This is a genomic window from Paenibacillus sp. An7 (genome assembly GCF_009870785.1).
GTDB lineage: Bacteria > Bacillota > Bacilli > Paenibacillales > Paenibacillaceae > Paenibacillus.
The window spans coordinates 183,828-210,341 of record NZ_WTWX01000005.1; the positions used below are offsets into that span (position 1 = coordinate 183,828).

The 26,514-nt window shown below is 42.1% G+C and carries 23 protein-coding genes, 1 pseudogene and 1 riboswitch; of the genes and pseudogenes, 8 read left to right on the plus strand and 16 right to left on the minus strand.

Annotated elements, in window-relative coordinates:
• Positions 1 to 26: 26 nt before the first annotated feature.
• From pyk to GQY27_RS09280, 5 genes are all read right to left on the minus strand, one after another.
• Complete coding sequence (gene pyk / locus GQY27_RS09260; protein ID WP_160033534.1) at positions 27 to 1,442, minus strand: pyruvate kinase; 1,416 nt, start codon at positions 1,440 to 1,442, stop codon at positions 27 to 29.
• Positions 1,443 to 1,624: 182 nt separating this feature from the next.
• Positions 1,625 to 1,891 carry a CD3324 family protein gene (locus tag GQY27_RS09265; protein ID WP_160033536.1) on the minus strand — a complete coding sequence of 89 codons (267 nt, stop codon included), beginning with the start codon at positions 1,889 to 1,891 and terminating at the stop codon, positions 1,625 to 1,627.
• Positions 1,892 to 1,992: 101 nt separating this feature from the next.
• Positions 1,993 to 2,163 carry a hypothetical protein gene (locus tag GQY27_RS09270; RefSeq protein WP_160033538.1) on the minus strand — a complete coding sequence of 57 codons (171 nt, stop codon included), beginning with the start codon at positions 2,161 to 2,163 and terminating at the stop codon, positions 1,993 to 1,995.
• A gap of 428 nt (positions 2,164 to 2,591) precedes the next feature.
• Positions 2,592 to 3,065: a hypothetical protein gene (locus GQY27_RS09275; RefSeq protein ID WP_160033540.1), complete on the minus strand. Its 474-nt coding sequence runs from the start codon at positions 3,063 to 3,065 to the stop codon at positions 2,592 to 2,594.
• A 161-nt stretch (positions 3,066 to 3,226) separates the two neighbouring features.
• Positions 3,227 to 4,063, minus strand: coding sequence for a YitT family protein (locus GQY27_RS09280; protein ID WP_236570539.1), 837 nt, complete (start codon positions 4,061 to 4,063; stop codon positions 3,227 to 3,229).
• A gap of 655 nt (positions 4,064 to 4,718) precedes the next feature.
• Between GQY27_RS09280 and GQY27_RS09285 the strand changes: the two genes are divergently transcribed.
• The 4 genes from GQY27_RS09285 (at position 4,719) to cysK (ending at position 7,748) form a co-directional block, all read left to right on the plus strand.
• Complete coding sequence (locus tag GQY27_RS09285) at positions 4,719 to 5,756, plus strand: nucleotide-binding protein (protein ID WP_160033542.1); 1,038 nt, start codon at positions 4,719 to 4,721, stop codon at positions 5,754 to 5,756.
• Positions 5,753 to 5,983 carry a hypothetical protein gene (locus tag GQY27_RS09290; protein ID WP_160033544.1) on the plus strand — a complete coding sequence of 77 codons (231 nt, stop codon included), beginning with the start codon at positions 5,753 to 5,755 and terminating at the stop codon, positions 5,981 to 5,983. Before GQY27_RS09285 ends, GQY27_RS09290 begins: the two co-directional genes overlap by 4 nt.
• Positions 5,984 to 6,276: 293 nt before the next feature.
• Positions 6,277 to 6,669, plus strand: coding sequence for a YhjD family protein (locus GQY27_RS09295; protein WP_160033546.1), 393 nt, complete (start codon positions 6,277 to 6,279; stop codon positions 6,667 to 6,669).
• Between the two features lie 125 nt (positions 6,670 to 6,794).
• Complete coding sequence (gene cysK / locus GQY27_RS09300) at positions 6,795 to 7,748, plus strand: cysteine synthase A (protein ID WP_160033548.1); 954 nt, start codon at positions 6,795 to 6,797, stop codon at positions 7,746 to 7,748.
• Positions 7,749 to 7,892: 144 nt separating this feature from the next.
• On the opposite strand, the gene GQY27_RS09305 is transcribed toward cysK, so the two are convergent.
• A complete protein-coding gene (locus GQY27_RS09305) occupies positions 7,893 to 9,869 on the minus strand; it encodes an ATP-dependent DNA helicase (RefSeq protein ID WP_160033550.1) in 1,977 nt (658 codons plus the stop codon).
• 204 nt (positions 9,870 to 10,073) lie between these two features.
• Between GQY27_RS09305 and GQY27_RS09310 the strand changes: the two genes are divergently transcribed.
• Complete coding sequence (locus tag GQY27_RS09310) at positions 10,074 to 11,045, plus strand: GNAT family N-acetyltransferase (protein ID WP_160033552.1); 972 nt, start codon at positions 10,074 to 10,076, stop codon at positions 11,043 to 11,045.
• Positions 11,046 to 11,190: 145 nt separating this feature from the next.
• Here the strand turns inward: GQY27_RS09310 and GQY27_RS09315 are convergent.
• A pseudogene (locus tag GQY27_RS09315) lies at positions 11,191 to 11,675 on the minus strand (substrate-binding domain-containing protein); the annotation flags it as partial.
• A 122-nt stretch (positions 11,676 to 11,797) separates the two neighbouring features.
• On the opposite strand from GQY27_RS09315, the gene modA reads away from it, so the two are divergent.
• From modA to GQY27_RS09330, 3 genes are all read left to right on the plus strand, one after another.
• Positions 11,798 to 12,649 (plus strand): molybdate ABC transporter substrate-binding protein, encoded by an 852-nt coding sequence (gene modA / locus GQY27_RS09320; protein ID WP_160033690.1) that lies wholly within the window; start codon positions 11,798 to 11,800, stop codon positions 12,647 to 12,649.
• Between the two features lie 12 nt (positions 12,650 to 12,661).
• Positions 12,662 to 13,327, plus strand: coding sequence for a molybdate ABC transporter permease subunit (modB, locus tag GQY27_RS09325; RefSeq protein WP_236570540.1), 666 nt, complete (start codon positions 12,662 to 12,664; stop codon positions 13,325 to 13,327).
• Positions 13,328 to 13,686: 359 nt separating this feature from the next.
• Positions 13,687 to 13,820, plus strand: a riboswitch (cyclic di-AMP (ydaO/yuaA leader).
• Positions 13,821 to 13,824: 4 nt separating this feature from the next.
• Complete coding sequence (locus tag GQY27_RS09330) at positions 13,825 to 14,682, plus strand: C40 family peptidase (RefSeq protein ID WP_160033556.1); 858 nt, start codon at positions 13,825 to 13,827, stop codon at positions 14,680 to 14,682.
• 382 nt (positions 14,683 to 15,064) lie between these two features.
• On the opposite strand, the gene GQY27_RS09335 is transcribed toward GQY27_RS09330, so the two are convergent.
• The 9 genes from GQY27_RS09335 to GQY27_RS09375 all read right to left on the minus strand — a co-directional run bounded on the left by GQY27_RS09335 (position 15,065) and on the right by GQY27_RS09375 (position 26,263).
• Positions 15,065 to 15,736, minus strand: a complete 672-nt coding sequence (locus GQY27_RS09335; protein WP_160033558.1) for a cell wall hydrolase — start codon at positions 15,734 to 15,736, stop codon at positions 15,065 to 15,067.
• Between the two features lie 169 nt (positions 15,737 to 15,905).
• Positions 15,906 to 16,544: a cell wall hydrolase gene (locus tag GQY27_RS09340; protein ID WP_160033560.1), complete on the minus strand. Its 639-nt coding sequence runs from the start codon at positions 16,542 to 16,544 to the stop codon at positions 15,906 to 15,908.
• Positions 16,545 to 16,684: 140 nt separating this feature from the next.
• Complete coding sequence (gene niaP, locus GQY27_RS09345; protein ID WP_160033562.1) at positions 16,685 to 17,902, minus strand: niacin permease NiaP; 1,218 nt, start codon at positions 17,900 to 17,902, stop codon at positions 16,685 to 16,687.
• A 170-nt stretch (positions 17,903 to 18,072) separates the two neighbouring features.
• Complete coding sequence (locus tag GQY27_RS09350) at positions 18,073 to 19,044, minus strand: sugar phosphate isomerase/epimerase (RefSeq protein ID WP_236570541.1); 972 nt, start codon at positions 19,042 to 19,044, stop codon at positions 18,073 to 18,075.
• Complete coding sequence (locus GQY27_RS09355; RefSeq protein ID WP_442950897.1) at positions 19,037 to 20,377, minus strand: nucleotide sugar dehydrogenase; 1,341 nt, start codon at positions 20,375 to 20,377, stop codon at positions 19,037 to 19,039. Before GQY27_RS09355 ends, GQY27_RS09350 begins: the two co-directional genes overlap by 8 nt.
• A 183-nt stretch (positions 20,378 to 20,560) precedes the next feature.
• On the minus strand, positions 20,561 to 21,367 hold the full coding sequence (locus GQY27_RS09360) for a response regulator (RefSeq protein ID WP_160033566.1): 807 nt from the start codon (positions 21,365 to 21,367) through the stop codon (positions 20,561 to 20,563).
• A 40-nt stretch (positions 21,368 to 21,407) separates the two neighbouring features.
• Positions 21,408 to 22,802, minus strand: a complete 1,395-nt coding sequence (locus GQY27_RS09365) for a glycosyltransferase family 2 protein (RefSeq protein ID WP_201450712.1) — start codon at positions 22,800 to 22,802, stop codon at positions 21,408 to 21,410.
• A gap of 22 nt (positions 22,803 to 22,824) precedes the next feature.
• On the minus strand, positions 22,825 to 24,024 hold the full coding sequence (locus GQY27_RS09370) for a HEAT repeat domain-containing protein (RefSeq protein WP_160033568.1): 1,200 nt from the start codon (positions 24,022 to 24,024) through the stop codon (positions 22,825 to 22,827).
• 16 nt (positions 24,025 to 24,040) lie between these two features.
• Entirely contained in the window at positions 24,041 to 26,263 is a 2,223-nt protein-coding gene (locus GQY27_RS09375; RefSeq protein ID WP_160033570.1) for a hypothetical protein, read from the minus strand.
• Between the last annotated feature and the right edge of the window lie 251 nt (positions 26,264 to 26,514).

Here is a 26,514-nt window from a genome sequence, read left to right on the forward strand (position 1 = left end):
TGAGTCCTATTTATTTGCTTAGAATCCTAGACTTGTACAATTTTAATTAGATTCGTTGTGCCTGAAATCCCGATTGGTACACCAGCAGAGAGAACCACGGTATCTCCAGATGAGATAAATCCTTTGGTAGCTGCATTCCGGGTAATGGATTCAAACATCTCATCCGTCGAGTTTACTTTTTCCCCAAGGTACGGGAAAACTCCTGAGAAGAGGCATATTTGAGACAGCACTTTTTCATTAGAAGTAATGGCCAAGATCGGAGCTTTTGGACGATATTTTGATATAACTTTTGCCGTAAATCCACTTCCGGTGGAAGCGATGATCACTTTAGCATTTAGTTCCAGGGAAGCACTTACGGCACTTTGACTGATCACTTCTGTAATATTGGTTGCATGTTGTTCCCGCTTTTTGAAGAAATTATCGCGGTAATCAATTAAGGATTCTGCTTTTAGGGCAACAGCTGCCATGGTCTTAACTGATTCGAGTGGATATTTACCGGCTGCCGATTCACCGGATAACATGACAACGTCTGCACCCTGAAGCACCGCGTTCGATACATCACTTACTTCGGCCCGGGTTGGACGTGGATTGACCTGCATTGAATCCAGCATGTGAGTAGCTACAATCACCGGTTTACCTGCCAGATTACACTGCTTGATAATATCAATCTGCATCATCGGTACATCTTCGATGGGAACTTCAACCCCAAGATCACCACGGGCAATCATCACACCATCAGAGGCTTCAATAATTTCTTTGATATTGTCAACGCCTTCTTGGTTTTCAATCTTGGAATAGATCTGAACATGTTCTGCCTGATTTTTTTTCAGTATGGCCCGGATCTCTTCCACATCTGCTGCTTTACGTACAAATGACGCTGCAATCATCTCTATGTTATTTTCGAGACCAAAAGCAATATGTTTTTTATCACGCTCGGTTACACCCGGAAGCGTCGTTTTGATCCCAGGCAGGTTCACCCCTTTTCTTGGCTTCAGAACGCCTCCGTTTAAGATTTGGCAGTATATTTCCGTACCTTCTACCTTCTTTACATGTAAGGCAACGAGTCCATCATCAATGAGAATGGTATCTCCCGGATTTACGACCTCATTCATTTCCGCGTAATTGACACCAATCCGGTGAACTTCTCCTAGAATCTCCTCGGTCGTCAAGATCAGTTCTTTCCCTGTTTCCAAAGTGACAGAAGCCTCTTTGAGTTTACCAATCCGTATTTCCGGTCCTTTAATATCCAGCATAATGGGGATAAAAGTTCCGAGATCTTTCGCTGCTGATCTAACGCGTTCCATACGATTCACATGCTCTTCCAGCTCTCCATGAGCCATATTTATCCGAGCTACGGTCATTCCAGACTGTATCATTTGTTTCAGTAAGTCGATGGAATCACAGGCGGGTCCCATGGTACATATGATTTTTGTTTTCAACATTTTACTTCTCCTCACAATGTTTTGATTATCAAGCAAATTATGAACTTAAGCATCCTATTCATACCAAGTATGTGTACTCATCCAGTAAATCATGTAAAAGTAAACTTCCTTTTATTGTGTATGAACATAATAAAAAAACCGGCATAGAGGTATGAAACCCTCATGCCGGTAAATCGTATTCACTACCATGTTTTCACAACAATTTTACGAATGCTTTCACTTGAAAGATGATATTTCTGAACAAGCTCAGGTACGGTCCATCCCTTGGAATAATGAAGAGTGATTTCTGCGTTACGCTGAGCCAGCTCCTTGCGGGCTCCACTTTTTTCACCCCATCTTGCTCGTTCTTCGGTAGCTTTTGGTATATAGATCAGATCACCCTGGATATATTTTTGAATCTCTTTTAACAGGCTAGGGGGAAGCGCTTCTCTTCCATTTTTGTACCTCACGATAAAGGTCCTCCTCGAATACGGATATGGTTGATCTCAAATTTTGTTCCCATGCGCTATATAAATTTTGCATGTTTACGCCTCCTTTCGATTGGTTGGTTTTAGAATCCACTGCGAGCTATGCCGCTTAAAAACAAAAAAACCTTGGATCTATTTTGCTCCAAAGGTAGTTCATTACTTATAAACATATGTGCAGTGCTGCTTTGACTTGGCTTAGAAGTTAAAATATCCTGCTCAAATCCGAGTAACTCAGCTGCATTACAGATGATCATTCATCTATGACACCTTGGTTTTTTCGTATGAAATTGTGGTATTTGAATGTACTGATATGTCAACATGTCGCTTCCTCCTATCTTTGTTTTTAGATATGTAATCAAATCAATTTCATAACTCTTATGAAATTGATTAATCTACATTTATTATAATTTTGGAAGTTCGGATATACAACCATTATATTTTATAATTCCCTTTTTTTTCAAATTGAGTGGTTATAAAGAGAGGAGAGACATATGTCCTCCCCTCTTATCAATGCTTCTTTCGCCTAAGCGAAAGTCACCTCACGGTTTTTGATCAAATGGATCATCTCCTTTCAGAAAGAATTTCGTCGGCCCGACAACCACATTATAACTCCCTTCTGCCAAGAAGAGACAGTGAAAGAAACGTTATAATTAATCTTTACCTGACTGATCTTATTTTAACTTCAAGGCACCGTGTTCAGCACAACTTTGTGGTCTTGGTTATATGTAATTTTATAGGCAATAACACCAGGCAGTAATTTACTCATTTCTTCTTCCGTCAGCTGACTCGTATCAAGTAAAAATTCTCCCTTTACATGAAGACTCTCTTTTTTCTTTAGAACCCGATCATAGATAAGAATCTGTTTCTCTGGGTGAATTTGCAGGTTTGCTGCCTCAACGGAAAGAATCGGTTCTACCGAATGAATCCTTAGAGACTGATGGGTATGATTCTCTATGGTCCCTGAATAAGATAAGGTCACTTCATGCTGAGGTCGATCAGGGATAGACTCTCCGAATCCACTGATGAGGAGCAGCTTCTCATTCATAGGATCAGTCCCTGCCATTTGTATCATTTTCGTTAATAAGATAAAAATTCCGAGCAACATTAATACGACTCCGCCGAACGTTCTCTTGTTAGATAGTATAGTGCTCACCATTCCCACCCCCTTCTAATTCCTAAACTTCTCCTATTACTAAAAATCACACTATCTTAACATCACGATCTTAGCATCACTATCTTAACAAACTTCCGCAACGAAAAAACGCCTGGATTCCTCCAGACGCTAGTCTTCATTTCTATTTACTTGTAGCCCTTTAACTAGGAACCTCCTGTACTCGATGGATGCACGTTTACTCCCGCTAAGCTCCGCTGGCTATTCGTTAGAATAGCTTTTGCAGGTTTCGGGGCAGGCTGTACAACCGGTACGGTGGATGAAATTTTCACTTTATCTTGTATTGCTTGTTTATATGGTACACTTGGCACTGTTTCTGTTTTAGGATGAGACTGATTAGACCCTTGTGTCACCAAAGTAATTAATTTACCTGATATCCAAACAGCAAGGATAGTATACAGCGTCTCTTTCAGCGGCATAAAAGCAAGAGATACTACCAAAACCACTGCATCCATCAAAAAGAATACAGTACCTATCTTAAACCGGCTCCGCTGACTTATGAGTACCGCTAGAATATCGTCTCCACCGGTCGCACTGCCGCTTCGAATGACGAGTCCTGCACCGATCCCCGTTAAAATACCAGAGAAGATGGCTGCAGCAAGCAAGCTTCCGTGCAAATCAATGACAAGCGGAGAATATCTCTCGCACCATTCATAAAACAAGGAGAACGATATGGCTCCTAATAATGCTTTGTACATATATTTACGTCCCATCAAATACCAAGCAATCAGAATAATTGGCAGATCAAGCAGTAAAGAAGTAAGCGCAGCCGGCCATCCAGCTATATAACTTCCCAGCAGGGCAAGCCCTACAAATCCACCTTCTGATAAATGATTGACATAATTAATATGATAAAACGCAAATGCCATCAGCATAGTTCCAAACATCATAATACCTGTGCTTTTCAAAAAAGCAGGCAGTGCAGGAGCTTTATTATCATACCTCTCAGTTTCTTTCTTTCGCAGTTGTTCCATTGTCCTCATACAGATTCCCTCGCATTATTAGTAGTTTGGTCGATAGACCGTACCTATGCGGGAGGAGCTCTATTGAGGAATTCATCCTTCGAATTTTCATTTATAACCTCTCCTTACGCATAAGTACCGTCATCTTTTATGGGTGACTTGTTCTACTTACGTAAGGGAAGCTAAGTATAGGAGGAATCGTTGCGTTTCCAAATCGTCCTTTGGGGCTCTGTCCTTCGGGGACTCATGGTATCCAGATCCTTTCTTGTTTAACCATATATTTTGCTCGCTCGAGCAGTTCTAATACATATGATTACCCTTATTATAACATGCTTTAAACATAGAGAAAAAGTAAAAAACACCTGTCCCTTATAATTTATGTGGGGCCTCCTGCAACTCGGAACGGCATATTGCCATAAATGTATGATTTTTGTCTTTGTTACCATGATGCCAAATTTCCTTTTCATAAGATACAAGGTTTCATTCATATATTGATATATGAAATTTGTAGCACATTCTCTTTATGTTCATGTTGCTTCAGTCGCAGTGAACTAGTACTAATGACTCGTTCTTTGCCATGTGATGTTTTTGGGTTCGTCAAAAAAGGGTAAATGGTATAATATAGAAAAAGATCTAAATAAAAACTGAAATCCCGTTAAGCGAGGCGGAGCGGACTATGATGACTAAAAAGCCTAGAGCGTTCATTGGATGTTCTCTTGAAGCGAAGCCTATAGCCGCAGCGGTGCATGAAAACCTTAGATATGCGGCTGAAGTGACTCCTTGGTATACCGGTGTATTTAATCCGGGGAATTATACGATTGAGGATCTCGAAAAAGAAGTACAAAATAATGACTTCGCCATTTTCATTTTTCATCCAGATGACGTCGCGAAAATTCGTGGCAAAGTGGTAGCAACGGTACGGGATAACACCCTGTTTGAGATGGGTCTTTTTATGAGCAAGTTGGGTAGAAAGCGCATATTCTTTATATTACCAGAGCATGTAAAGGAACTCGAAGATACAGCACAAGTGGAAGGCATGCGAATGCCATCTGATCTGCTTGGACTCGGGTCATTACATTATGAAATCCGCTCAGATGGGAAATGGGCCCCCGCCGTAGCAGTAGCCTGTAATAAAATCACAGAAGTTATGGAAATGCTAGGCCCATGGACTGACCTTTCGGTTCAAAAGGAAATAAACAAAGTCCGCCAAGAAGAAGACAGTAAACGAATCCAACTGCTCAAGCTGCTTCGTTTCTTTCGCGAACTGCTGCGCTCCCGTAAGGCAGATGACCAGATGCTTCACCGAATGAGTGATACGCTGAGAACCACATTTGTTTCCCGTCCCCATTTTCTTGTACGAGGAACTACCGTTCATCGGACGACAGAATCCGGATATCTTCAGCAAGTGGCAGGAAATGTGGGAGAGATTGGACGGAAATATTCACTGGATGTGAACGATGGAAAATCTCCGGATGATCCAAGCCGGATCCTTACCGTAGATGCTTTTAAGGAGAATAAAATCAAGGTCAACCTATATGACGATTATCTTGAGAAAGAGTATATGCTGTGCTATCCTGTAGCAAGTAATTATGTATTCACCGTGCATCTTGTAGGACATCTCGAGGCAGGTGACGAGTTATTTCAGCAGATTGACCATGATAATCGCCAATTATTTAGTGCTATTCATGACCTGTTAGGAGGAGAAATGGGATGAAACCGATCAGACAAAGGCTCACAAAGAAAAGAGGAGCCCCCAAGGTGCGTCTGAGCGCTACCCCGGATTCCACCGGACTTGCACCCGAAAGTGACAGCGGCGACCGCTTCAAAAAACCAGAACAGCCTATTACTACATTAGGTCCGTCACTAAAGGGCAAAGAGCGTCCGTACAAGGTCATTTTGGAAAAAGAAGCTCTCTACGACAAACCGCAATATATGGCTTAAGTATGAAACATCTGCGTATCACATCTAAACTAGGTTAGGACGGCTCACTCTTCTAATAGGTGATGCTCGTCCTTTTTTCTTATGTATCCAAACCCAAAACGTATATTTCAAGATGATGCAGAAATAAGTAATCCTCTCTCGTAAACAACTCAAGAATTCCCCCTAGATTATCCACTTGCCAAAAAGTATAATGCCATCTTATATTGAATAGTATAATATAGGAACATATGTTCCGTTAATTATAAATAATAAGGAATTTTATTCACATTACCGATTGCTAGGAAGTGAAAAGGATGACAGTGCCATCCACCCCTCCCGCTCCCTCTGAAGCGGACCATTTGCTAATCAAAAAGTATCTCATCTACACATTAATGCTAGACGTTCTTGAACAGGATATTGATTCGATAAGGCAAGTTTCTCTTCATATGCCTGAGGTATACATACTGCGTCTTTCCAAGCTTCAATCTGAGGTTACAGTTTCCCTGACCAACCTTCGTTCAGATATGCGCACCCGCGGGATCCGGGTATATGAAGAGTCGAAACAAAAGGAAGGCATTGAAGCCCTCTACTTATGCAGAGGATATCGGCGGCGCCTATTTCTTCTATGGACCTTTGCTAAAACAGAGGTAAAAAAAGAAATGAGTGCGTATCTTGGTATAGATCTGTCTACATGTTCAAAAAGTTAAAGAGAGAGCTCAATCCGCCTTTCTTATGTCCTTTACGAAGAACTCACTTTTTATTACATATCATTACACTTTATAGAATTTCATGTCATAATAATAGGAACTTGGACCGTAAAGGGGACTATGGCATGAATTCTAAGCAGACAACACCCTCGAAACATAAAAATCGGTTAATTGCTGAGCATGTTACAGATCTTATCGGAGATACGCCGGCTGTAAAATTACAGCGTATTCTAAGTTCTGAACATGCTGAAGTTTATGTAAAGCTCGAGTATTTTAACCCCAGTAGAAGTGTGAAAGACCGCGCTGCCTTCAATCTGATCAGACAAGCAGAGCTTGACGGACTGCTGCTTCCTGGCTCAACCATTATTGAACCGACAAGTGGAAATACGGGGATTGGCTTAGCCATGAATGCGGCAGCCAAAGGATACAAAGCCATTCTTGTCATGCCAGATAATATGAGCAAGGAACGCATTCAAATCTTGAGAGCATATGGCGCAGAGGTCGTACTCACTCCCGCTTCAGAACGGATGCCTGGTGCAATTCGTAAAGCACATGAGCTAAAAGAAAGCATTCCTCACAGCTTTATTCCGCAGCAATTTGAGAACAGTGCAAACCCTGATGCACACCGGACCACCACTGCACTTGAAATCCTTACCCAAATGGAAGGAAGTCTTGATGCCTTTGTGGCCACTTCTGGCACCGGAGGAACGATTACAGGGACTGGTGAGGTTCTGCGCGAACATCTTCCGAGTATAAAAATCTATGCGGTAGAACCCGCAGGTTCTCCCGTTCTATCTGGCGGTAAACCAGGCCCCCATCAGTTAGTTGGAACAAGTCCCGGCTTTATTCCTCCCATCGTAAATACAGACGTTTGGAATGAAATTATCCAGGTGAAGGATGAGGAGGCTCTCCACACGATGCGTCAACTCGCCTCACAAGAAGGGTTACTGCTTGGACCTTCCTCCGGAGCATCGGTGTGGGCGGCTTTGCAGATTGCAAAACGACTAGGACCTGGACATAAAGTGCTTTGTATCGCTCCAGATACGGGCGAAAGATATCTAAGTATGGGCATATTCTAACGTTTCGCCTCTATCTCTTCCTATTCATCACAAAATTAAGAATAATAAAAGACCTGTTATGATCCGTTTCAAGTCTACGTTATGACTTGAAATGGGTACAAAACAGGTCTTTTTCAGGTAATTCTATCTTCATTTATTATAACACTACAGTGATTCTACTGAGAGTTTAGCTCCAGGTGGCAAGACGGCTTCGACTCGCTCTCTCACATTGGAATTAGATAGAATTTCCGCATCGAGAATCGCAGCAATCCCTTCATCTGTTGAAGAACGAATGAGTCTGCCGAGTCCTTGGCGCAGACGAAGCAGCATATATGGCAAATCTACTTCTTCATATGCTGAATCAGCAGCTTCTCGTTTTGCCATAAATACTGGGTCTTCCGGCGGGTAAGGAAGTGACCAAATAATAACATTGGAGAGCGATGGTCCAGGTACATCCAGGCCTTCCCATAGACTAGCCGCACAAAGTACGCTTTCCTCGGTATTCTGGAATTCCGCAATCAAGCTGCTGATCTCCCGGTCTCCTTCATAAAGCATCTTATAGGATGCAAAGTAAGGATGATGGGAAGCTGCTTTTTTAAATTCACGAAGTTCATTCATCGTTTTAAACAACAATAATGCTCGTCCATCGGTACGCTTGATCAGTTTGGCAGCCATCGCCAGTTTCTTCGCTGCAGCAACTTCCATTCGCATATCTCCTTCTCCAAGGAGCTCACTTGGGGCGATCAGTTTCATCTGCTTCTCGTAATCGTATGGTGAGTTTACAGAGAAAGATAAATAATCACTGATACCAAGGCTGCTGGCTACATAATCAAACGATCCATCGACCGAAAGGGTTGCTGAAGAAAATACGATCGGCATTTGGAGTCCAAATACTCGTTCCTCTAATACTTCTTTGACCGTTTGCGGCATAATGGCAAGTGTGGCTGCCCCGTCCTCACTTTCTTCTGCCCAGCAAATATAATGAGCTGGGTCGCGGAACAGATGGAGTGCCGTTTGAATCATTTCCAAATGCTCTTCGACAATACGCAGTTTATATTCATCTAGTGTATGAAGTCCACTTTCAAATACAAGCTCTTCATCAATCGCTTCGATTGTACTCTTCCAGCGATTCAGTTCACTAAGCAATTTATCATCGATGCGGACACGTTTTCGGTCGGAACCAGGTATGGCTGTACTTTGTTCTGCAACCAGTTCAAAGACAAGCTGGCTCTGATCAATAGAATCTTCAATTCGCAGTGCGAGTGTCTCCCGAACCTCTCCATCTAATAGCCGAGTAACAATCTCTTCATAAGCACTATGTTTCAGCTTATAACTAAGAGCATGCTGTGCAGCAGATTCAAGTAGATGTCCTTCGTCGAATACAACCGAACTATGTTCAGGAAGCAGCGGAAGCTGACCTTCTCTTTTTCTTCCTTCATAGGTCCATACATGCTCCATGTAATAATCGTGGGAACAGATAATGATGTCTGTCGCCTTGCGGTAATAATCACGAGACAGCGTCATGCCGCAGCGATGTCTTTTATCGCATACAAAACAGTCCTGAAAAGTATCCCAGTTGATCTTATTCCACTGTTCATCATTTAGATTTGGGTATTCCTTACGATCTCCATAGGGGTAAAAAGACTGCATGGTGCCCGGTGAATGGACAAAATCAGGAAGTGTTTCATATACGTCTTCAATGACAGCTGCATCTTCATCCTGAAGACGAACACTGTCTATTTTTTTGAGACAGAGGTATTGATCCGGAGATTTCCCAAGCCTTGCATCGATCTGTAAGTCCAAATAACGGGCAAGCTTAGCAATATCCCCTTCTTGCTTAACAAGCTGCTCAATGAGCGACTCATCTGCACAGGCAATGACTGCTGGCTTTCGTGTATACCTTGCATAGTTAACTGCATACAGCAGATACACAAGTGTTTTCCCAGTGCCTACTCCTGCTTCAGCAAAAATGGTTTTCTTATTCGCATAGGCTCTTTCCAGTTGGTAAGCCATAAATATTTGTTCATCACGGATATCAAATCCATGTTCAGGTAGTACATCATAAAAAACGTCCGCTACCCAGTCGCCGACCTGCTTGACGAATGGTTCTGACGGATCATAGGAGAAAGGATATCGCTCCATGGTTACGCCTCCAACACTATCAAATTCTTATTAGGCAAACTCCAATTATCTCACGAATAAAAATTTTTAGCAACCTCTCCTTTCTTGCCAAGTCTATCTTATTTCAGTCCCTTCTCATGCATAAAAAAACCATGGTGACGCCATTCTACATTTATGAGAATTATCAGATTCCACCTTTTTATTAAAAGAAACGAGGTGTATATCATGACTTCCTGGATCATTCGTTCCGAAATTCCGTCTGATTTCCATGCGATTGCGGAACTTCACGCCCTAGCTTTTGCCTATAGCTTTGGAATGGGAGAAGCCGCTCTTGTCAGTGCCCTTCGTACACGGAAAAATTTCGATTTCGAACTCTCCCTAGTCTGCATAAAGAACGATCAAGTCATCGGTCATATTCTGTTTACCCCGCAAGAAGTACGAATAGAAGGAAACAAGGTAAAAAATCTAATCCTGGCTCCTCTATCCGTTCATCCTGATTATCAAAAACATGGTGTTGGTTCTGCTTTAATTACAGAAGGGTTACACCGCGCTCAGCAGAAAGGATATGAATTATCCACTGTACTGGGCCACCCGCATTTCTATAGCCGATTTGGCTTTAGAAGCAATGCTTGGATGGATGAACAAGTGAAAATCCCGCTCGAGGCAATCTTTGTAAATGAAACCACCCCCCTCCTTCGGGAGCGGCGTGTAGAGTCTAGCGATCTTCCCAAGCTATATGAGATGTGGGATACCACTTATGGCCTATCTTCTTTTTCAATCCTTCCGGGACATTCACTCCTTGACTGGATTAGCCCGTCTAACAAAGTACGTGCATCTTCCATTCTGATCGGTGAAGAACTAGCAGGTTATATCCGCTATCGCGAGAGAGACCCTAATTCTATTATTATGTTACTTGCGCGTGACAGAGAAGCTTTTGTCTATATAACATCCTATTTAAAAGAGAAGCTAAACCCGCTTCAGAACACCCACCTGCTTCTTCCGATTTGTTCAATATCTCCGCTTCTTAAGCAGCTGGATTGGGTTTATGATATCACACAGAAAACATATGCCGAATACATGGTCTTCGTAATGGATGGACCGTCACGTCCCAGTTTACTTTCCTACTTTAAAGACATTCATAATGGGACAAAAACTAGAGGATATCTAATCTGGCCAACTGAATTTGATCTTTGTTAAAACAGCGTGTATAGGATTGACGAATTCTTTTTGACAGACAAAAAAACCTGGTTATTAAAGCCAGGCTTTTTAAAAGCTTCTATATATAGCCCATTTACATTCTCATCATAATCTTCCCTGTCTGCGAAAGATCATATCCAGAAAGCCCTGCCCCTTTCTCGCGGTTTACGAATCGAAGCCCCGGCTTAGTAAGGTCAGTCCATCCCTGTATCTGATGCGGATTACCGGGCGCTACATATAACCCAGCCCATCTGCTCATCAGGTTACAACAAGATAGGAAGACCCAACTAGCAGCTTACGAATATAAGGAACATTATATTCCCCTGTATCTCCATCAAGTAAATGCGTGCTGACGATATCCGACTTCCCTTGATACATAGAGATAAGACTGTCCAGACTCCCCACATGAGAACGCAGTGGTCTTAAAAAGGATGAATGCTTCTCCAAATAGCTCGCCAGAATATCCAGACTTAAATCTTGGCCCGTAATAACCACTTGTCTTACTCCGCTATTCTGGAAGTCTGCATAGAGTTCCCGTTTCGCCGTATCATGAGCTGGCTTTGCAAGCTTTGCTATTTCCTCTGTTGTATAAGATATATTATCTTTCACTTGCGATACCCCCAAAGGCATTCTATATCCGCATTGTATCATAATCTCTTTGTGTTGAAATCGATTCCGTATTGTCATCTCTTCTATTCATAATATAATTAATGATATCTAAATATAATCAATTGTAATGTTAGGATGATATGATGATCAAAATGAATAAGGTTAGTTATGTTTGTTTATGTTTTCTCTTCATGATGTTTCTAGCAGCATGCGGTAGTACAGGTAGTACACCGGGCTCTACTTCTACATCTACAAAGCAACAATCGCAGCAATCTACTTCAGAGTTATCCTCTACACAGACTGAGGTCACAAAGCTCACCATTTCAGCTGCAGCGAGCTTAACGGATGCGCTGGAAGAAATAAAGCCAATCTTTGAGATGAATTATCCAAAAATTCAGCTTACATTTAATTTTGGCAGTTCCGGCGCACTCCAGCAGCAAATAGAACAAGGCGCTCCCGTTGATCTCTTTCTGTCAGCTGCGGAGAAGAATATGCAGGCACTGATTCATAACCATCAGATCCTGGAAGGTTACTCTGAAACGTTGCTGACAAACGAACTTGTGCTTGTGTCTGCAAATAACAGAGAGCTCGATATAACATCTGAAGCTGATCTAACGAATCCGGAAGTTAAGGTTGTAGCCATCGGTATTCCAGAGAGTGTTCCTGCTGGGAGTTATGCCAAAGAAGCACTAGAAAAACTTGGGTTATATGATAAACTGCTCCCTAAGATTATACAGGCCAAGGATGTCCGTCAAGTAGTACAGTATGTTGAAACGGGTAACGCTGACGCTGGTTTCGTATATAAAACAGATGCTGTTCTTTCTAAAGTAAATATTGTACATACGGTTGATTCAGAGCTTTATGCACCCATCCATTATCCAGTGGGTATTATTCACGCAAGCAAACACATCAAGGAGGCCAAAGTATTCTATGAATTCCTTACATCTGATGAGGCCAAGACCATATTTCAGCAATACGGGTTTAAGGGTCTTTAGATGGGAATGCCTATGATTGATTGGAATTTATTCTGGGCACCCGTCCGATTGTCACTAATGATCGCATTGCTCTCAAGCATGGTAACGATCGTTGCAGGAAGCTTACTCGCAAAATGGATGTCTAGAAAAACATTTCGAGGGAAACTTTTTCTTGAAACTGCATTCATGCTGCCCATTGTACTGCCTCCTACGGTGGTTGGATTTTTGTTACTTGTTCTTTTTGGCAGAAACAGCTTCGTGGGTACAATAATAGAGCGTATATTTGATGCTCCCCTTCTATTCACATGGTGGGCAGCTGTTATTGCTTCGATTGTTGTTTCTTTTCCTCTTGTCTATCAAACGATGAAAGTTGGATTTTCGTCCGTTGATAGGGAGCTTGAAGCAGCCGGCCGTTCCATCGGTGCAAATGAATGGCAAGTCTTTCGCTATATTACACTTCCTCTTGTATGGCCTTCTCTTATGACCGCCTATATACTTGGATTCGCTAGGTCACTGGGGGAATTTGGGGCTACACTCATGATTGCAGGCAATATTCCAGGAAAAACACAGACTGTACCCACTGCTATATATATCGCTGTAGACAGTGGGAATACAACCATGGCTTGGTTGTGGACCGTCTCTATTATTGTCATTTCCTTCCTCCTTTTACTAATAACAGGCCGTACTAAAACGACATAAAATGATAACATCTTTGTAATGATCAACCCAACAACCCGTTAATTATAAAAATGCGGGTTGTTTTTTTGGCATATTCTTACCAACGAACTAGAAAATAAAGGGTATTATATGAAATAATAGATAAATATTTTGTAACAAAAATAAGAAAATTAATAATTTTGGTTACAATATTGTAACCAAAAATGGTGTTTCAGTTCTTTCAAATAGTGATAAACTACCCCCTTTAAAGGAACTTAACCTATCTGTATAAGTATATAACTAAAAATTTTGCCAAGTTTTAGTGTACAAAAGATGAATCATTGGTTACAAAATTGTAACGTTTCATGCTTTTTTTATTATATATTAGTTACAGTTGATTAATATTAATAAAGCCGAATCTACTAATTGGTACGGGGGACGATTTACATACTTGGGGTGAATGGATGATGAAGATCCTAGAGTACCTTCTACTCAAACCCGTCAACTAACCTCGGAGGCTAATGGAGGAATAAATAATAATGAAGAAATTTGGTAAATGTTTGTTGTTAACTACTCTGCTTGGAGCAGGCTTAGTATTTGGAAATTCGCAAGTGGATGCATCTTCTTCAAGTTCAAATAGTGTAAATGTACAGCTTAATGATCGTCTTGTTAATTTCGAAGATGCTTCTCCTTTTTTAGATAATAACGCTAGAACGCAAGTTCCATTACGTAAACTTGCAGAAGAAATGAATTATACCGTAAGTTCCTCTAAATCAGGTTCTACTACAACGGTTACTATCAAAAAAAATGGAACTACAATTAAAATCAAAACAGGTTCCACAACAGCAACAGTCAATGGAAAAAGTGTAAGTCTTGATACTCAAGTATTTATTCGCGATAGCCGTACATATGTTCCCCTTCGTTTTGTATCCGAAGCCATGGGAAGTGCCGTTGTTTGGGAAAAGAGCTATTCTCTTGTTATGGTAAGTACTACAGGTAAAACATATAGCCCGATTCTTGTAGGGAATGATCATGTAAAAGGAACGAGCATTGTTCAAGAAGCTACAAAATATATAGGTACACCTTATGTATATGGAGGTTCTACTCCAAGCGGATTTGACTGCTCAGGTTTTGTGAAGTACATTTTTGAGAAATACAATGTCTCCCTTCCGCGTACAGCAGCTTCCATGTATAACACAGGAACTTCTGTATCCAAGAGTAATCTGAAGCAAGGCGATCTTGTTTTCTTTAATACAACAGGTTCTGTCTCTCATGTCGGCATCTACGTTGGAAACAATAGTTTCATTTCTGCCACTACTTCCAGTGGTATTAAAATCGACAGCCTGAGTAACACTTACTGGGGTCCTAAATATGTAGGAGCAAAAAGTGTACTTTAATATTAGAGATTAGAATGATAAGAAGACATTCACTCCGCGTGTTGGAGATGAATGTCTTTTTTGTCTTAGAAGTTTCTTACGGTGACTTCGAGTTGTACCGCAATTTCACTTCCAGCTCATTGATTTGATGGTGTGGAGTATATTGTTCCTGCGAGTGTAGTAATGTCCTACAGTGCCGCCTAAGGGCTCAGAACCAGAGTTTGTTGTTATCTAATCATCTGGATCACTACCTCTCATGATAATGCACTATATACAGACAAAAAAAAGGTAGGGTCCCTCAACTATTTTTGAGGAGCCGTACCTTTTCTTTATGAGAGGTCTTTATTAAAGGTTTTTATCAGTGACACTCTTTAGAAGAATTCATTTTTTTTAAACTGAATCCCTATTTTGTGAATACATGATTCCCTATTGTTTTTATGATAGGACGTGCTTTACTCCAAGCGGATGTGGCAATCTTCGGGTTGTAATAATAGAGTGCTCCCCCTGTTGGATCTTCACCATTCAGCGCACGCTTTGCTGCTATATAGGCAGATGAATTCGGAGTAAGGTTATACTGACCGTCATCCACCGCAGTAAACTGTCTAGGATGAAGGATAACATCTTTTATGGAACTCGGGAACTGATTAGACTGCACCCGGTTGAGGATGACAGCAGCTACTGCCACCTGTCCTTTTAATGATTCTCCCCTCGCTTCCCCATTTACAGCTTTAGCCAAAGCATTCAGTGTAGCTCCTGAGGCAGGCGCCTTAGCCTTCAAAGCAGCTATCGTTCGCTTACCTGCCTTTCCGTCAACAGCAAGACCACTCCGCTTCTGGAAGGTTTGAACGGCCTTCTCTGTTTGTGATCCATAGTATCCGGTTACTCCAGCAGATAAGTAGCCTAGCGTTCTGAGTCTCTCTTGCAGATCTACCACTTCAGCGTGCTGAGTTCCTTTTTGAAGAAGCAATGCACTGGCCGGGGAAGCGGCTCCTACTGTACCTATTGCGATCGATCCGCTTAAAAGTAAACCCGCTGCGAGTGTTTTCCATTTTTTGTTGTTATCTAATTTGTTCATATATCCTATGACAACCTCCAGATTCATGATGTAAGTGTAATTGTGGGATCTGGCTTTGCTGATCCTGAAAAAAAAAGCCGGGAGAAAGGGAATTTTCCTGCTTTCTCCCGGCAAAGTGTTATTTAAGTACCATCATTCTTACAAATTCAATATTTATTTTGTAAAAGATTTATTTTGTGAAAACATGATTACCAAGTCTTTGTGTAACAGGCCTAGAACTCATCCAAGAAGAGGAAGTGTACTTCGGATTATAGAAGTATAGAGCACCTTTAGAAGGATCATATCCTGTCAATGCTCTGCGAGCTGCCTCATAGGCACCCGCTGTCGGCTCACTTAGTTTGCCATCCGCCGCAGGTGCAAATTGCCCTTTTTGAAAAATCACGTTCGTAATAGCATTCGGAAACGCCGAGTGCTGAACACGATTAAGAATGACCGCACCTACTGCAACTTGTCCAGTAAATGATTCTCCGCCAGCTTCATCTTGAATAATACCTGCCAGATGTTTTAACACTTTGTTATTAATCGGCGCTTTGGCTTTCAGTTTGGCTTCTGTTTGGGGACCAACCTTTCCATCTATAGCTAAGTTGTTCACCCTCTGAAATTTTTTAACAGCGTCAACTGTTTTGTCACCATAGTAACCACTGATGCCAGCCCAGAAATAATTTATTTTAGTCAATCTTTCTTGGACCTCAACTACTTCGGAACTTCTACTACCCTTCTGTAGTGTCGCAGCACTAGCTGTTGTTGATGCACCCAGTACGGAAAGAGCACAGGCACATGTTAAGATAAGTGTGGGTATTTTTTTCATTAGTCTTACACATCCTCCGTTTCATTCGTGATCAGATGCCTTGCGTAATAGAATCTCATCACTGAATTTGGCGGCGCTAAAAGTAACACCTAACGTGTACTATAACATAAGTTACAATTTTGTTACATCTGTCAATAGACCTAATCTACAAGTTCGGTGCCTTTTGTTTCCTTCCCTAACACGAGTACCGCTGCTGCACCAATTAATACCGTAACAAAGAATAAGGTGAATATTGTGCTAAAAGAAACCCCTTTTTGGACCAAAAGACCTACGAGAAGCGGTGCAATCACACCTCCGATTCGGCCAATAGACGCAGATAACCCCACGCCAGTAGAACGCACTCTTAGCGGATATAGTTCCGGTGTGTATGCGTACATGCCTCCCCATGCGCCCAGATTAAAGAAAGAAAGTGACATTCCTGCAATAATTAAGGATAATTCGGAGCTGGCATTTCCAAACCAAAGCGCACTAAATCCTGTCATTATTAAATATACAACGAGTACAAATTTTCTCCCGAATTTCTCAATAAAGTAAGCCGCAGTAAAATAACCAGGCAACTGTGCGAGCGTCATAATAAGTACATATTGAAAACTTTTAACGAGTTCATATCCTTTGGACGTCATGACACTGGGCAGCCATAAAAACATGCCATAGTAAGAAAATACAACCGTAAACCATAAGATCCATAACATCAGCGTGGTCTTTCGATGTTCTGCAGACCAAACCGATTTAAATTTCTCTCCAAAAGTAACTTTTTTCAGTTCCTTTTTCTTCTTGAATTCAGGTGGATCCTGAATAGCTTTGCGCAAGTACAGTGCGTAAAATGCCGGTAGTGCACCGATTAGAAAAGCTACACGCCATCCATACTCGGGGATAATGAAAAAAGAAATGAGAGCCGAAATAATCCAGCCTGCAGCCCAAAAACTTTCAAGCAGAACAACGGCTCGTCCTCTTTCCTTAGCGGATACCGATTCTGATACCAGCGTAGAGGCAACCGGAAGCTCTCCTCCAAGACCAACCCCGGCAACAAAGCGAATGAGGCAAAGGAACACATACCCTGTAGCTAAAGCTGAAAAACCGCTTGCTACCGAGAAAATAAGCAGCGTCCACATTAAAACAGCCTTTCTCCCATACTTATCAGCTAGTGTCCCTGCGAGGGCAGCTCCAACGACCATCCCGATAGAAGTGGAACTTGAGATAAGCCCTACTTCACCTGGACTGAGGAGCCATTCCTTCGCCAAAGCGGCTACGATAAAGGACATCATACCTACTTCCATGGCATCAAACATCCAACTCAGCCCAGCGCTAAAGAGCAGCTTACGTTGTTTCGGATTCTGTAATACTTCGAGTTTACTCATCTTAATACTTTTGCTCCCTTATGTAATATTTGAAGTAAAACCTATCATCTTATTTATAATGATTTAAGACAGCCTGTCAACAAAAAAAGAGAAGAGTCTGCTTATTTAAGTAAGCAGACTCTTCTCTTTTTTCTACTATCTCTTATTTCCGCAACAAGATTTAGGTTTTCCTATTTATTTTCTTTACGAACAAGAGATACATCATCCTTCATTTTCTTATACCACACTTCATAATGATGTACCGCCAGTCCTGCAAAGGACTGATGTTTTGTGCCAAGTTCAGCCGCTGTTTCCATTTCTGATTCCATATTCGTAACTGCTTTCCGGTAAAAAGTTAGATGTTCGCCTTCCTCGGTATGACCAAGCTCGGCACCGATCCATACCTTCTTGTTTAGCTCATCTGCTTCCGCAAGTTCTTCCTTGGAGAGATCGTACATTTGCTGACCGCTGTCTCGATAAGCCATGATGGCAATCGCATCAAATTGATTAATCATCCACCGACTAAGTGTCCCCTTACTATCTGGACTTTCTCGCTTATCAAGCCAAAAAGGAACTGCTGCGCTCATATAGAGATTCCCTTCAGAACCTGCCTGAATCCACTCCTCTATATTTGCGCTCCATTCTGCAATGACGGCTTGCTCCTCTTGTTCCCAGCGCCGCAATTGATACGGTTCGACATCGAACTGTGCACCGGCAAATTGCTCCTCTGGTGCTGCTTCCTGGTTAAATCTCTTTACCCATTCCACCCAGGCGGTGCCTTCATCTCGTTTTTCTGTATAAGCCCAGTCTGCATGACCATTGAGTGCATGGACTGAAATGTCGTGAGCTTGTGCTTCCGCATTGAAATGTCGATATGCTTCAGGGGACACACTCTCTTTCGTTTGCAGAAAAACAGTATTTACCTTTTGTTCTGCTAAGAACCTCACAATTTCATCTGTACGCTCTTCAATGATCGAAGCATCCCATAGCCATGTCGCTTTATTTTCATTCACCTCAGGTGATTTCAGCATGAAATACAGGATAAGTAAAAGAAAAAAGATTATAAAGCAGCTCCCTTTTACCCATGCCGGCCATGAATTCCATGCATATCCTCCTTTATTCGGCGGCTTCTGCGCGGCGCTCACCGTATCTTTTTTAAGCAAATACCACTTCTTCCTGCGACGCTGCCGGATGCTGTACAGAATGACCTATTTTATAAATGTGCGGTAATGGGTATTCTTTGAATGCATTACGAGTGTCAAGTATAGGTACGCCCAGCGATGCGATTTCATCATACTCTAGATTCTTATGGTTTGTAATTAATACGATGCAGTCATATTCTTTAAAATCAGCTGGGTTATACTCCACACTATGAACTGTTTCTCCATGTTTATCGCGGAAAGTATCTGCATACGGATCAAAGTATTCTACATTCGCACCCGCTTCTTTGAAGAGCTCGTAAACTTCAAGAGCAGGAGATTCACGAAGGTCTGCAATGTTTGGTTTGTACGCCATACCGAGAAGCAAAATGTTCGATTTACGAATGGATTTCGCATATTCATTCAGAATGGTTGCTGTTTTGTTCATTACGTAGTACGGCATATTCTCATTAGTGGATTGAGCAAGTTCAATAAATTGGCTGTAGAATCTAAAACCTTTGGCTTTCCAAGATAAGTACATTGGATCAAGCGGAATGCAGTGTCCACCGATACCTGGGCCCGGATAGAATGGCATAAAGCCAAATGGTTTTGTAGCAGCTGCGTCAATGACCTCCCAAATATCAATTCCCATGCGGTCACACATCATCGCCATTTCATTCACAAACGCAATATTGATACTGCGGAATGTATTTTCAAGCAGCTTGGACATTTCTGCAATTTTTGGATTGGATACAGGAACTACGGTTTCTACATACTGGCTGTACAGTGCTGCTCCAAGTTTTAAGCACTCTTTTGTAGTACCACCAATTACTTTTGGTGTATTAAAAGTCGTATATCTACCGTTTGACGGATCCACGCGTTCAGGAGAGAAGCAGAGGAAATAATCTTCTCCTACTTTTTTACCAATCGCTTCAAGTTTATGCTCAATCAATTCTTCCGTTGTACCAGGATAAGTTGTGCTCTCCAGCGTGATGAGCATACCTTCCTTCATATGAAGTTTGATTTGGTCTACCACGGTTTCAATGTATGATGTATCTGGATCTTGGTTTTCACTGAGCGGTGTTGGCACACAGATACTTAGTGCATCAATCACACGCAGCATGCTGTAATCTGTTGTTGGCTGAAAACGACCGCTTTGCATTACTGTTTTCAGTTCTTCCGAAGAAATATCATGAATGTAGGACTCGCCTTGATAAATACTTTCCACTTTGGATGGGTCTAAATCAATACCAATTACCGTAAATCCTTGCTTTACCATTTCTACTGCGAGCGGCAGTCCAACATATCCTAGTCCTACTACACCCAACACGGCTTTCTTGTTTTCAATTGCGTTCATTAAATTATGGAATTGCTCTTTCACAGTACTTCACCCTCCAAATGGAATTTTAGGTAAGCAGGTTGCATCATTTGGTTGCGATGATACACAGCTCACATACTTTTATGTGTTAAATCAGGACTACCTTATCAGTTTGAAATCTACTATTTTACAAGCTACGATTACTGTAAGTTCTATGATTTCTTATTGAAAACAGCGACGAATACGGGCATCGAGTTCCACAGGTGAAAAAGGTTTGGTTACATAATCTTCTACCCCTTTTTCAAAACACTGAGTGATGGTCTGCTCTACTCGCTGGTCTGTCAAAACAATTACTTTAGGCTGCTGTTTTAGATTCAGGTTTTGAATCTGATGGATAAAAGGAACTCCACTCATTCCGTACAAATTAAGTTCGGTCAGAATAAGATCCGGTTCCACTTTTACAGCCATATCGAGGGCACTCAGTCCATCCACTGCTTCATAAATGTCATATCCTTGCAAAGCAAGGCGGATTTGAAGAAATTCTCTTGTTGATTTTTCTTGATCTACAATAAGAATCTTACCTGGCCGTACCGCTGTTTCATTTGGTGTATATAATTTGATATCTGCATCCGTACTGAGTCTTGCCGATTCAGCCATACTTTTCAGCATGTGTTTGCTTGCTTTCCCCATCTCAGGGAAACTCGCAATCGTCAGACGCGGATCTACACCGGGTAACACTTGCATCAGACTCTGTTTGATTAACAGGGCCTGATAGTGTGTACGATTAAGTGACATAAAAGGAAGGAAGACCGCAATCGTATTTGACTGCGTATCTTTCCAGACCTGGTATTCCGTTTCGCAGGTCCTCGTGAGAATATCCTGCAACTCCGCATCCGGCTGCTGGTCTCTATCCATGCAGTGGACAAACACAACGCCGCTGTTTTCATTAGCCATTCCTTTTAGCTGCTCATCCAGAAGGTCATATACACTGTCCTTCACCTGGCGCTCAAGAGTTACTGTATTTTCCATTAGACTCATCTCCACCTTTCAACATTCACTTTCACCTTACTTAAGCAGCCTCTTCGGCTTTTGGTTCTTCCCAGCTCTGTCTTGTCATCGTTCCCCAGGAGTTATTCTTTCGCATAAACTGAATATGCCCTTGTACTCTCCAAAGAACGCCAAGCTGATGATAACCAACAAACTTTAGAGCAGAAAAAGCTAACATTTTCACAAGATCAGATGGCTTTGGATAACGGCGGAATGCAATCTCTTCGAGTATCAAGGCTCCTACACTCAGCAGATAACCGCTTAAGAAATTAAGAAGACCGAAAATGAGAAGTACAGGCCATGCCGTCATGTCCAGCATAACGTAACCTACTAAAGCTAGAAGTCCAGTAATCCGGAAATAAGGATTCAGTGCCTCGAAAAAGATGTTATACGGCATCGTGAGCATTCCCATTGTTTTATACTTGGGTCTGAACATCATATTTCCGTTCTCCAGCATATTTTTCAGGTTTCCCCGACCCCAGCGTTTACGTTGATTCGAAATAATCTGGTACGTATCTGGAGCTTGAGTCCAGCAGACTGCCTCTGGACAGAATGCAATACGATACTTTTTCTTGTTGTCCAGCATATAGCGATGAAGCTTGATAATGATGTTCATGTCTTCTCCGGGATATCCATCACGATACCCACCTACTGCAATAACAGCCTCTTTCTTAAATACTCCAAAAGCACCGGAGACGATAATCAGCCCATTTATTGAACTCCAGCCAATCCGGCCGCCAAGGAACGCTTTTAAATATTCAATAGATTGAAACATCGGCCACATTTTACGCGGAAGTGACACATCTTTTACAGCACCATTTTCAATCTTGCATCCATTTGCAATACGAACATCTCCGCCGATCGCAACGGTCTCTTCTGGATTCTCCAGATACATACGGGCCATACGAATCAGCGCATCCTTCTCAAGTAATGAATCTGCATCAATCGATGAGATCAGAGGATAATGCGAGAAGTTAATTCCAGCATTCAGCGAATCCGCTTTACCGCCATTATTCTTGTCAATGAGATAGAGAAAAGGATAATCCGGGTTATGATATACGCCGCGAATCTGCTCACATCTGATCGTTCCGCGGAAAGTCGGATTTTGAACGGGTTTAAGTCCAAATTCTTTAATGAGTACAGGTATCGTCTTGTCTGTAGAACCATCGTTGACGACAATGACCTCATATGTCGGGTAGTTAAGTGTCATCAGACATTTTACGTTTTCTATAATCGTCAATTCCTCGTTAAACGCAGGTACCAAAAGCGAGATTGGAGGCACGACATCCGACCCCGCTAAGCTTTTAAAACTGGAATACTCTGCTCGGCGGCGAATTGTAAAGATATCTCTATACGAAAAACATAAAATTCCAAAATATAAGACAGTAACGAAAATAACGTAATAAATGATAACCATTCCATAACCAAGCAATATATCTCTAAGCAGTGAAATCCCCTCCAATAACCTCTGACATACGGCGAGTTTGTTTTTCTTTCGGTGAAGTTCCGAAATAATGTTGATAGATTAGTCTTTTCTTGTTCAATGTCATCATTTTTTCAACTTCTTCTTGGCCGTCAGCCGTAGCCATCGCACGCTCTGTATAGGCAAGAGCTGCTTCTCTAGCCGTACCGCTTGCCGTAGCCGCTGTTTCACAAAGCACTTCAAAACCGCGCACACCAAGTCCCGCAAGACTTTCTGCACTTTGATTACGCACAAGCAGTTCTGCATCGCTCAGTCCTTTTTGTAACAGCTGGATACTGTCCTCCGTGTGGATGGAACCAAGAGCGTTTGCCATTGCTGTTCTAACCTCAGGATTTGAATCTCGCATTAACTCTTTCATCGTTTGATCCTTGAGTACGGGACCTCTGCTTAAATAAAGTTTAATCGCATCTGTACGGATCGTTTCATCCTTCGAACGGAACAACCGGATAACAGCCGGCATCACTTCTGGAGAAGCATAAGCATAGGAAGCAACGAGTCCTACTTTTACATCATTATAGTGATCTGATTCGAGCAGTTCTTGCAGCAGATTACTCGGTGTAAGACTCGTTTCCATCAGAATATCAGCAGCGAGTTCATAAACTGGTTTACCTTTATTAAGGAGATATCTGAGCATCTCTTTCAGCTCAGCAGGCCGTTCTGCACATTTCGCTGCCGCTCTGGCGTATATGACAGCATGTGCTACCTTTTTCTCTTCTTTTAGGACTTGCAGCAAAGCTGTTGTCGCTTCGGCAGCCCGTATTCCGCCGAGCCTGTAAGCAGCTTCTATGGTTCTGCTGGTCGAGATGCTGTCAAGCTGTTTCATTTGCTTCGCAATATAACCTGTTTCCCTAGCTATGTCGCGTAGTTTTGCAGCATGCTCTCCTTTAATCTGATCATGGATGGCGATTAACCGATCCATAATTACTTCCTCTTCTATTTTTGTCAGTTTTCCTGGTGGAAGCTGAATTTTCTCATTCCCCGTCAGGTTTGCCTGAACATAAACGAAGTAATCCTTGTGTTTCCTTGTATACTCTTCTTTCTTGCGTTCTTTTGAATTGTGTGTCGTTTTCATCGTTATGAGCAAACCAATCCCCACGACAATGAGTCCTGCGCACGAATAAAGGAAAGTGTACGCCAGGGCCAAATTAGAAAACATGGATAAGTATCCTCCTTTATTTTTGCTCTGTTTGTAATTCTGAGTACGTTTCTTTCATAAGATCGTAGCTCTTTTTAAAACGTTCACTATAATTCACAGTTTCCCATGGATCCCATGTATAGGCCTGAATGTCTTGTATATCAAATGTATCCTCTGTACCGCCAGGCCAAGATATGTTGCCGCTGCTCAGATCAGTCAGCCAAGGGATCAGCCGAATTCCTTCCGTTGTTACCGTCTGAAATTCCTTGTTTTCTGTTAACGGACTGTAATCAATGACCTGTAGTGAACTAGGATCTCCAAAACCAAGTAGCATCCATGGAATGCGAACCTCTATTTCTTTTCCTTCATACTGCCAAAGGGTTAGTGAATCGTAATCAGCAGCATCGGGATTGGTCGTGCCCCGGTTTAATAGGCCTACAACTTCATCCATATAAGGGTGGGCATATTTGGTATCTGGCGGATTCATCAACAGACTGATGGCCAGCTTCCAAGGAACGAACGACGGTGTATCCTTTGTTTGTTCTTCCAGCATCCAATAGCCTTCCGGTCCGTATAATCGTTGATTAAAGTCATAGCTTTTTGCGATCGCTACTTCCGATTCCTTGTCGCTACCTATTGTAATCAGCGTTTCCAGATCTCCGCCTTTCAGTGTTTTTCCTGGAAGAGATTCAAGCGGCTGATTGCCTCCAGGAAGTGTATCTGTACCGATATTTAGCTTCGTCTTAGATGGATCGAAAGGTTCATCAAGTGTGATCCCCATGTATAAGTAAGCTTCATCATGAGTTAATTGAATACTCTCGATACCTTCTGTATTTCCCTGCCAAAGCTGAATTTGTTCAGCCGGAAGCTTGGACCACTCATCCAGTTTCCCATCGATTAACAGCTGGTTTTGTTTGCCTGCTTCCATGGCGAGAATGCCGAACATCTTCTCATTTGTGAGTACGTTCAGCCAGTAAGCTTTACGATCTGCAGGAATTTCGAATGCCATCGTATTCCACGTCTTTTTAAACCACTCATCCTGCCACATGAAGAGAACAGCTCCGGCATATCCTTCGTCAAAAATGTCCTTGGTTAGCGACTGATTAATCTCGCCTTGCTCCTGCTCATTATGACCGCCTTGATCTTTTCCTCCGGGACCATAATGTGATATTCCGAGAGAAGACGGAACTCCGTATTCTGTAATCATTATAGGCAGATCGGTAAACTCGGATTTAAGCTTACGTAAGTACGCTTTGTACGTGTTGTATTCCCCTTGTTCATCTTTTATCGTCTGCAGCGTTTTATCTGTACGGAAGAAGTCTGGATAATAAGGATAGACGTGATAGGCCGCAAAATAACCGCCTTGCCAATTCACAGGTTCAATATGTCTCGCATCTACACTTACCAAATCTTCTTCAAATAAAGGCTCGCCTGGATGTTCAAGCACATCGGTTGTAACCCAGTTGGTAAAAGTTAAAGGGTGTTCCCATCCATATTTCTGTTCTTCCTTTGCTACTTCATCCAGCAGCTCAGCAAGCCAGTTCTCGAAGGGGCTCGCCTCTTTTGTACCTGAAAAGTGTTCTCCCTCATAACGAGGATGATCCGAATACTTATTATTTGTATCCTCTACCATCTCTGGGTCCCACTCGGTACCCAAATGCCATGCTAGCAGATACTGGCCCACATTCGCTCTGTACTTACCGCTCGATTCTCCATTCACATGCGGGATATCCGCATCTCCATACACTGCCGATACTGCCTTTTTTATTTCTGCTTTAAATTTTTCTTCAATTCCTTCGGCAAAAGCGTCCCTTTGCTCAATCAGTTGTTCTTCTGGTGACCAGATTCCTTGCATGAAGTACAGTGGGTGTTCCTTGCCTTTGTTATACTCTGCGAGCGCTGAATAAAACACAGGCTGATGAACCGTATAGATACGGATTACATTAGCGCCCAGATCTTCAATCTGTTGAAACCATCTAAGATAATCTTCTTTTACTAGCGGAAATTCACCTGGGTAATGACCCGGTTTCGTTGAACCCAGGTTAACCCCCTTCACAAACAGTTCTTGCCACTTTCCTTCCTGGCTGTATTGTAAGAACTGATTGCCTTCTGTTTTGAATTTCAGTATCGTTCCGTCTTCTGCTGTAAAAGTATTTTGTGCTGGTTTCAAGTATGAGTATGCTGCCCATCCTCCACCGCCAAAAATAAGAATGCCAATTAAGATGCCTACAGCAAATCGTTTTCTCTGTCGTCTGCTCATGGTTACCTGGTTCGCTCCACTTCTAAAATCATTCTTAGTCATCGTAAGGCAAAAACGAGTTTTGCAATGCCTCCCTTTAATTTACAGATTGCCTGCAATGCAGAATCGGATTCTGTCGTTTGGCGAATGTCTGTAACTTCTCTATTAACTATATCGCCAAGCTTTCCCTTTTGTAACTAGGCAAATGGAAGCAAAGATAGATTGGATAATATTGCCCAGTTTCAAAACTTGATCCTGGGTTTAGGGGCCGA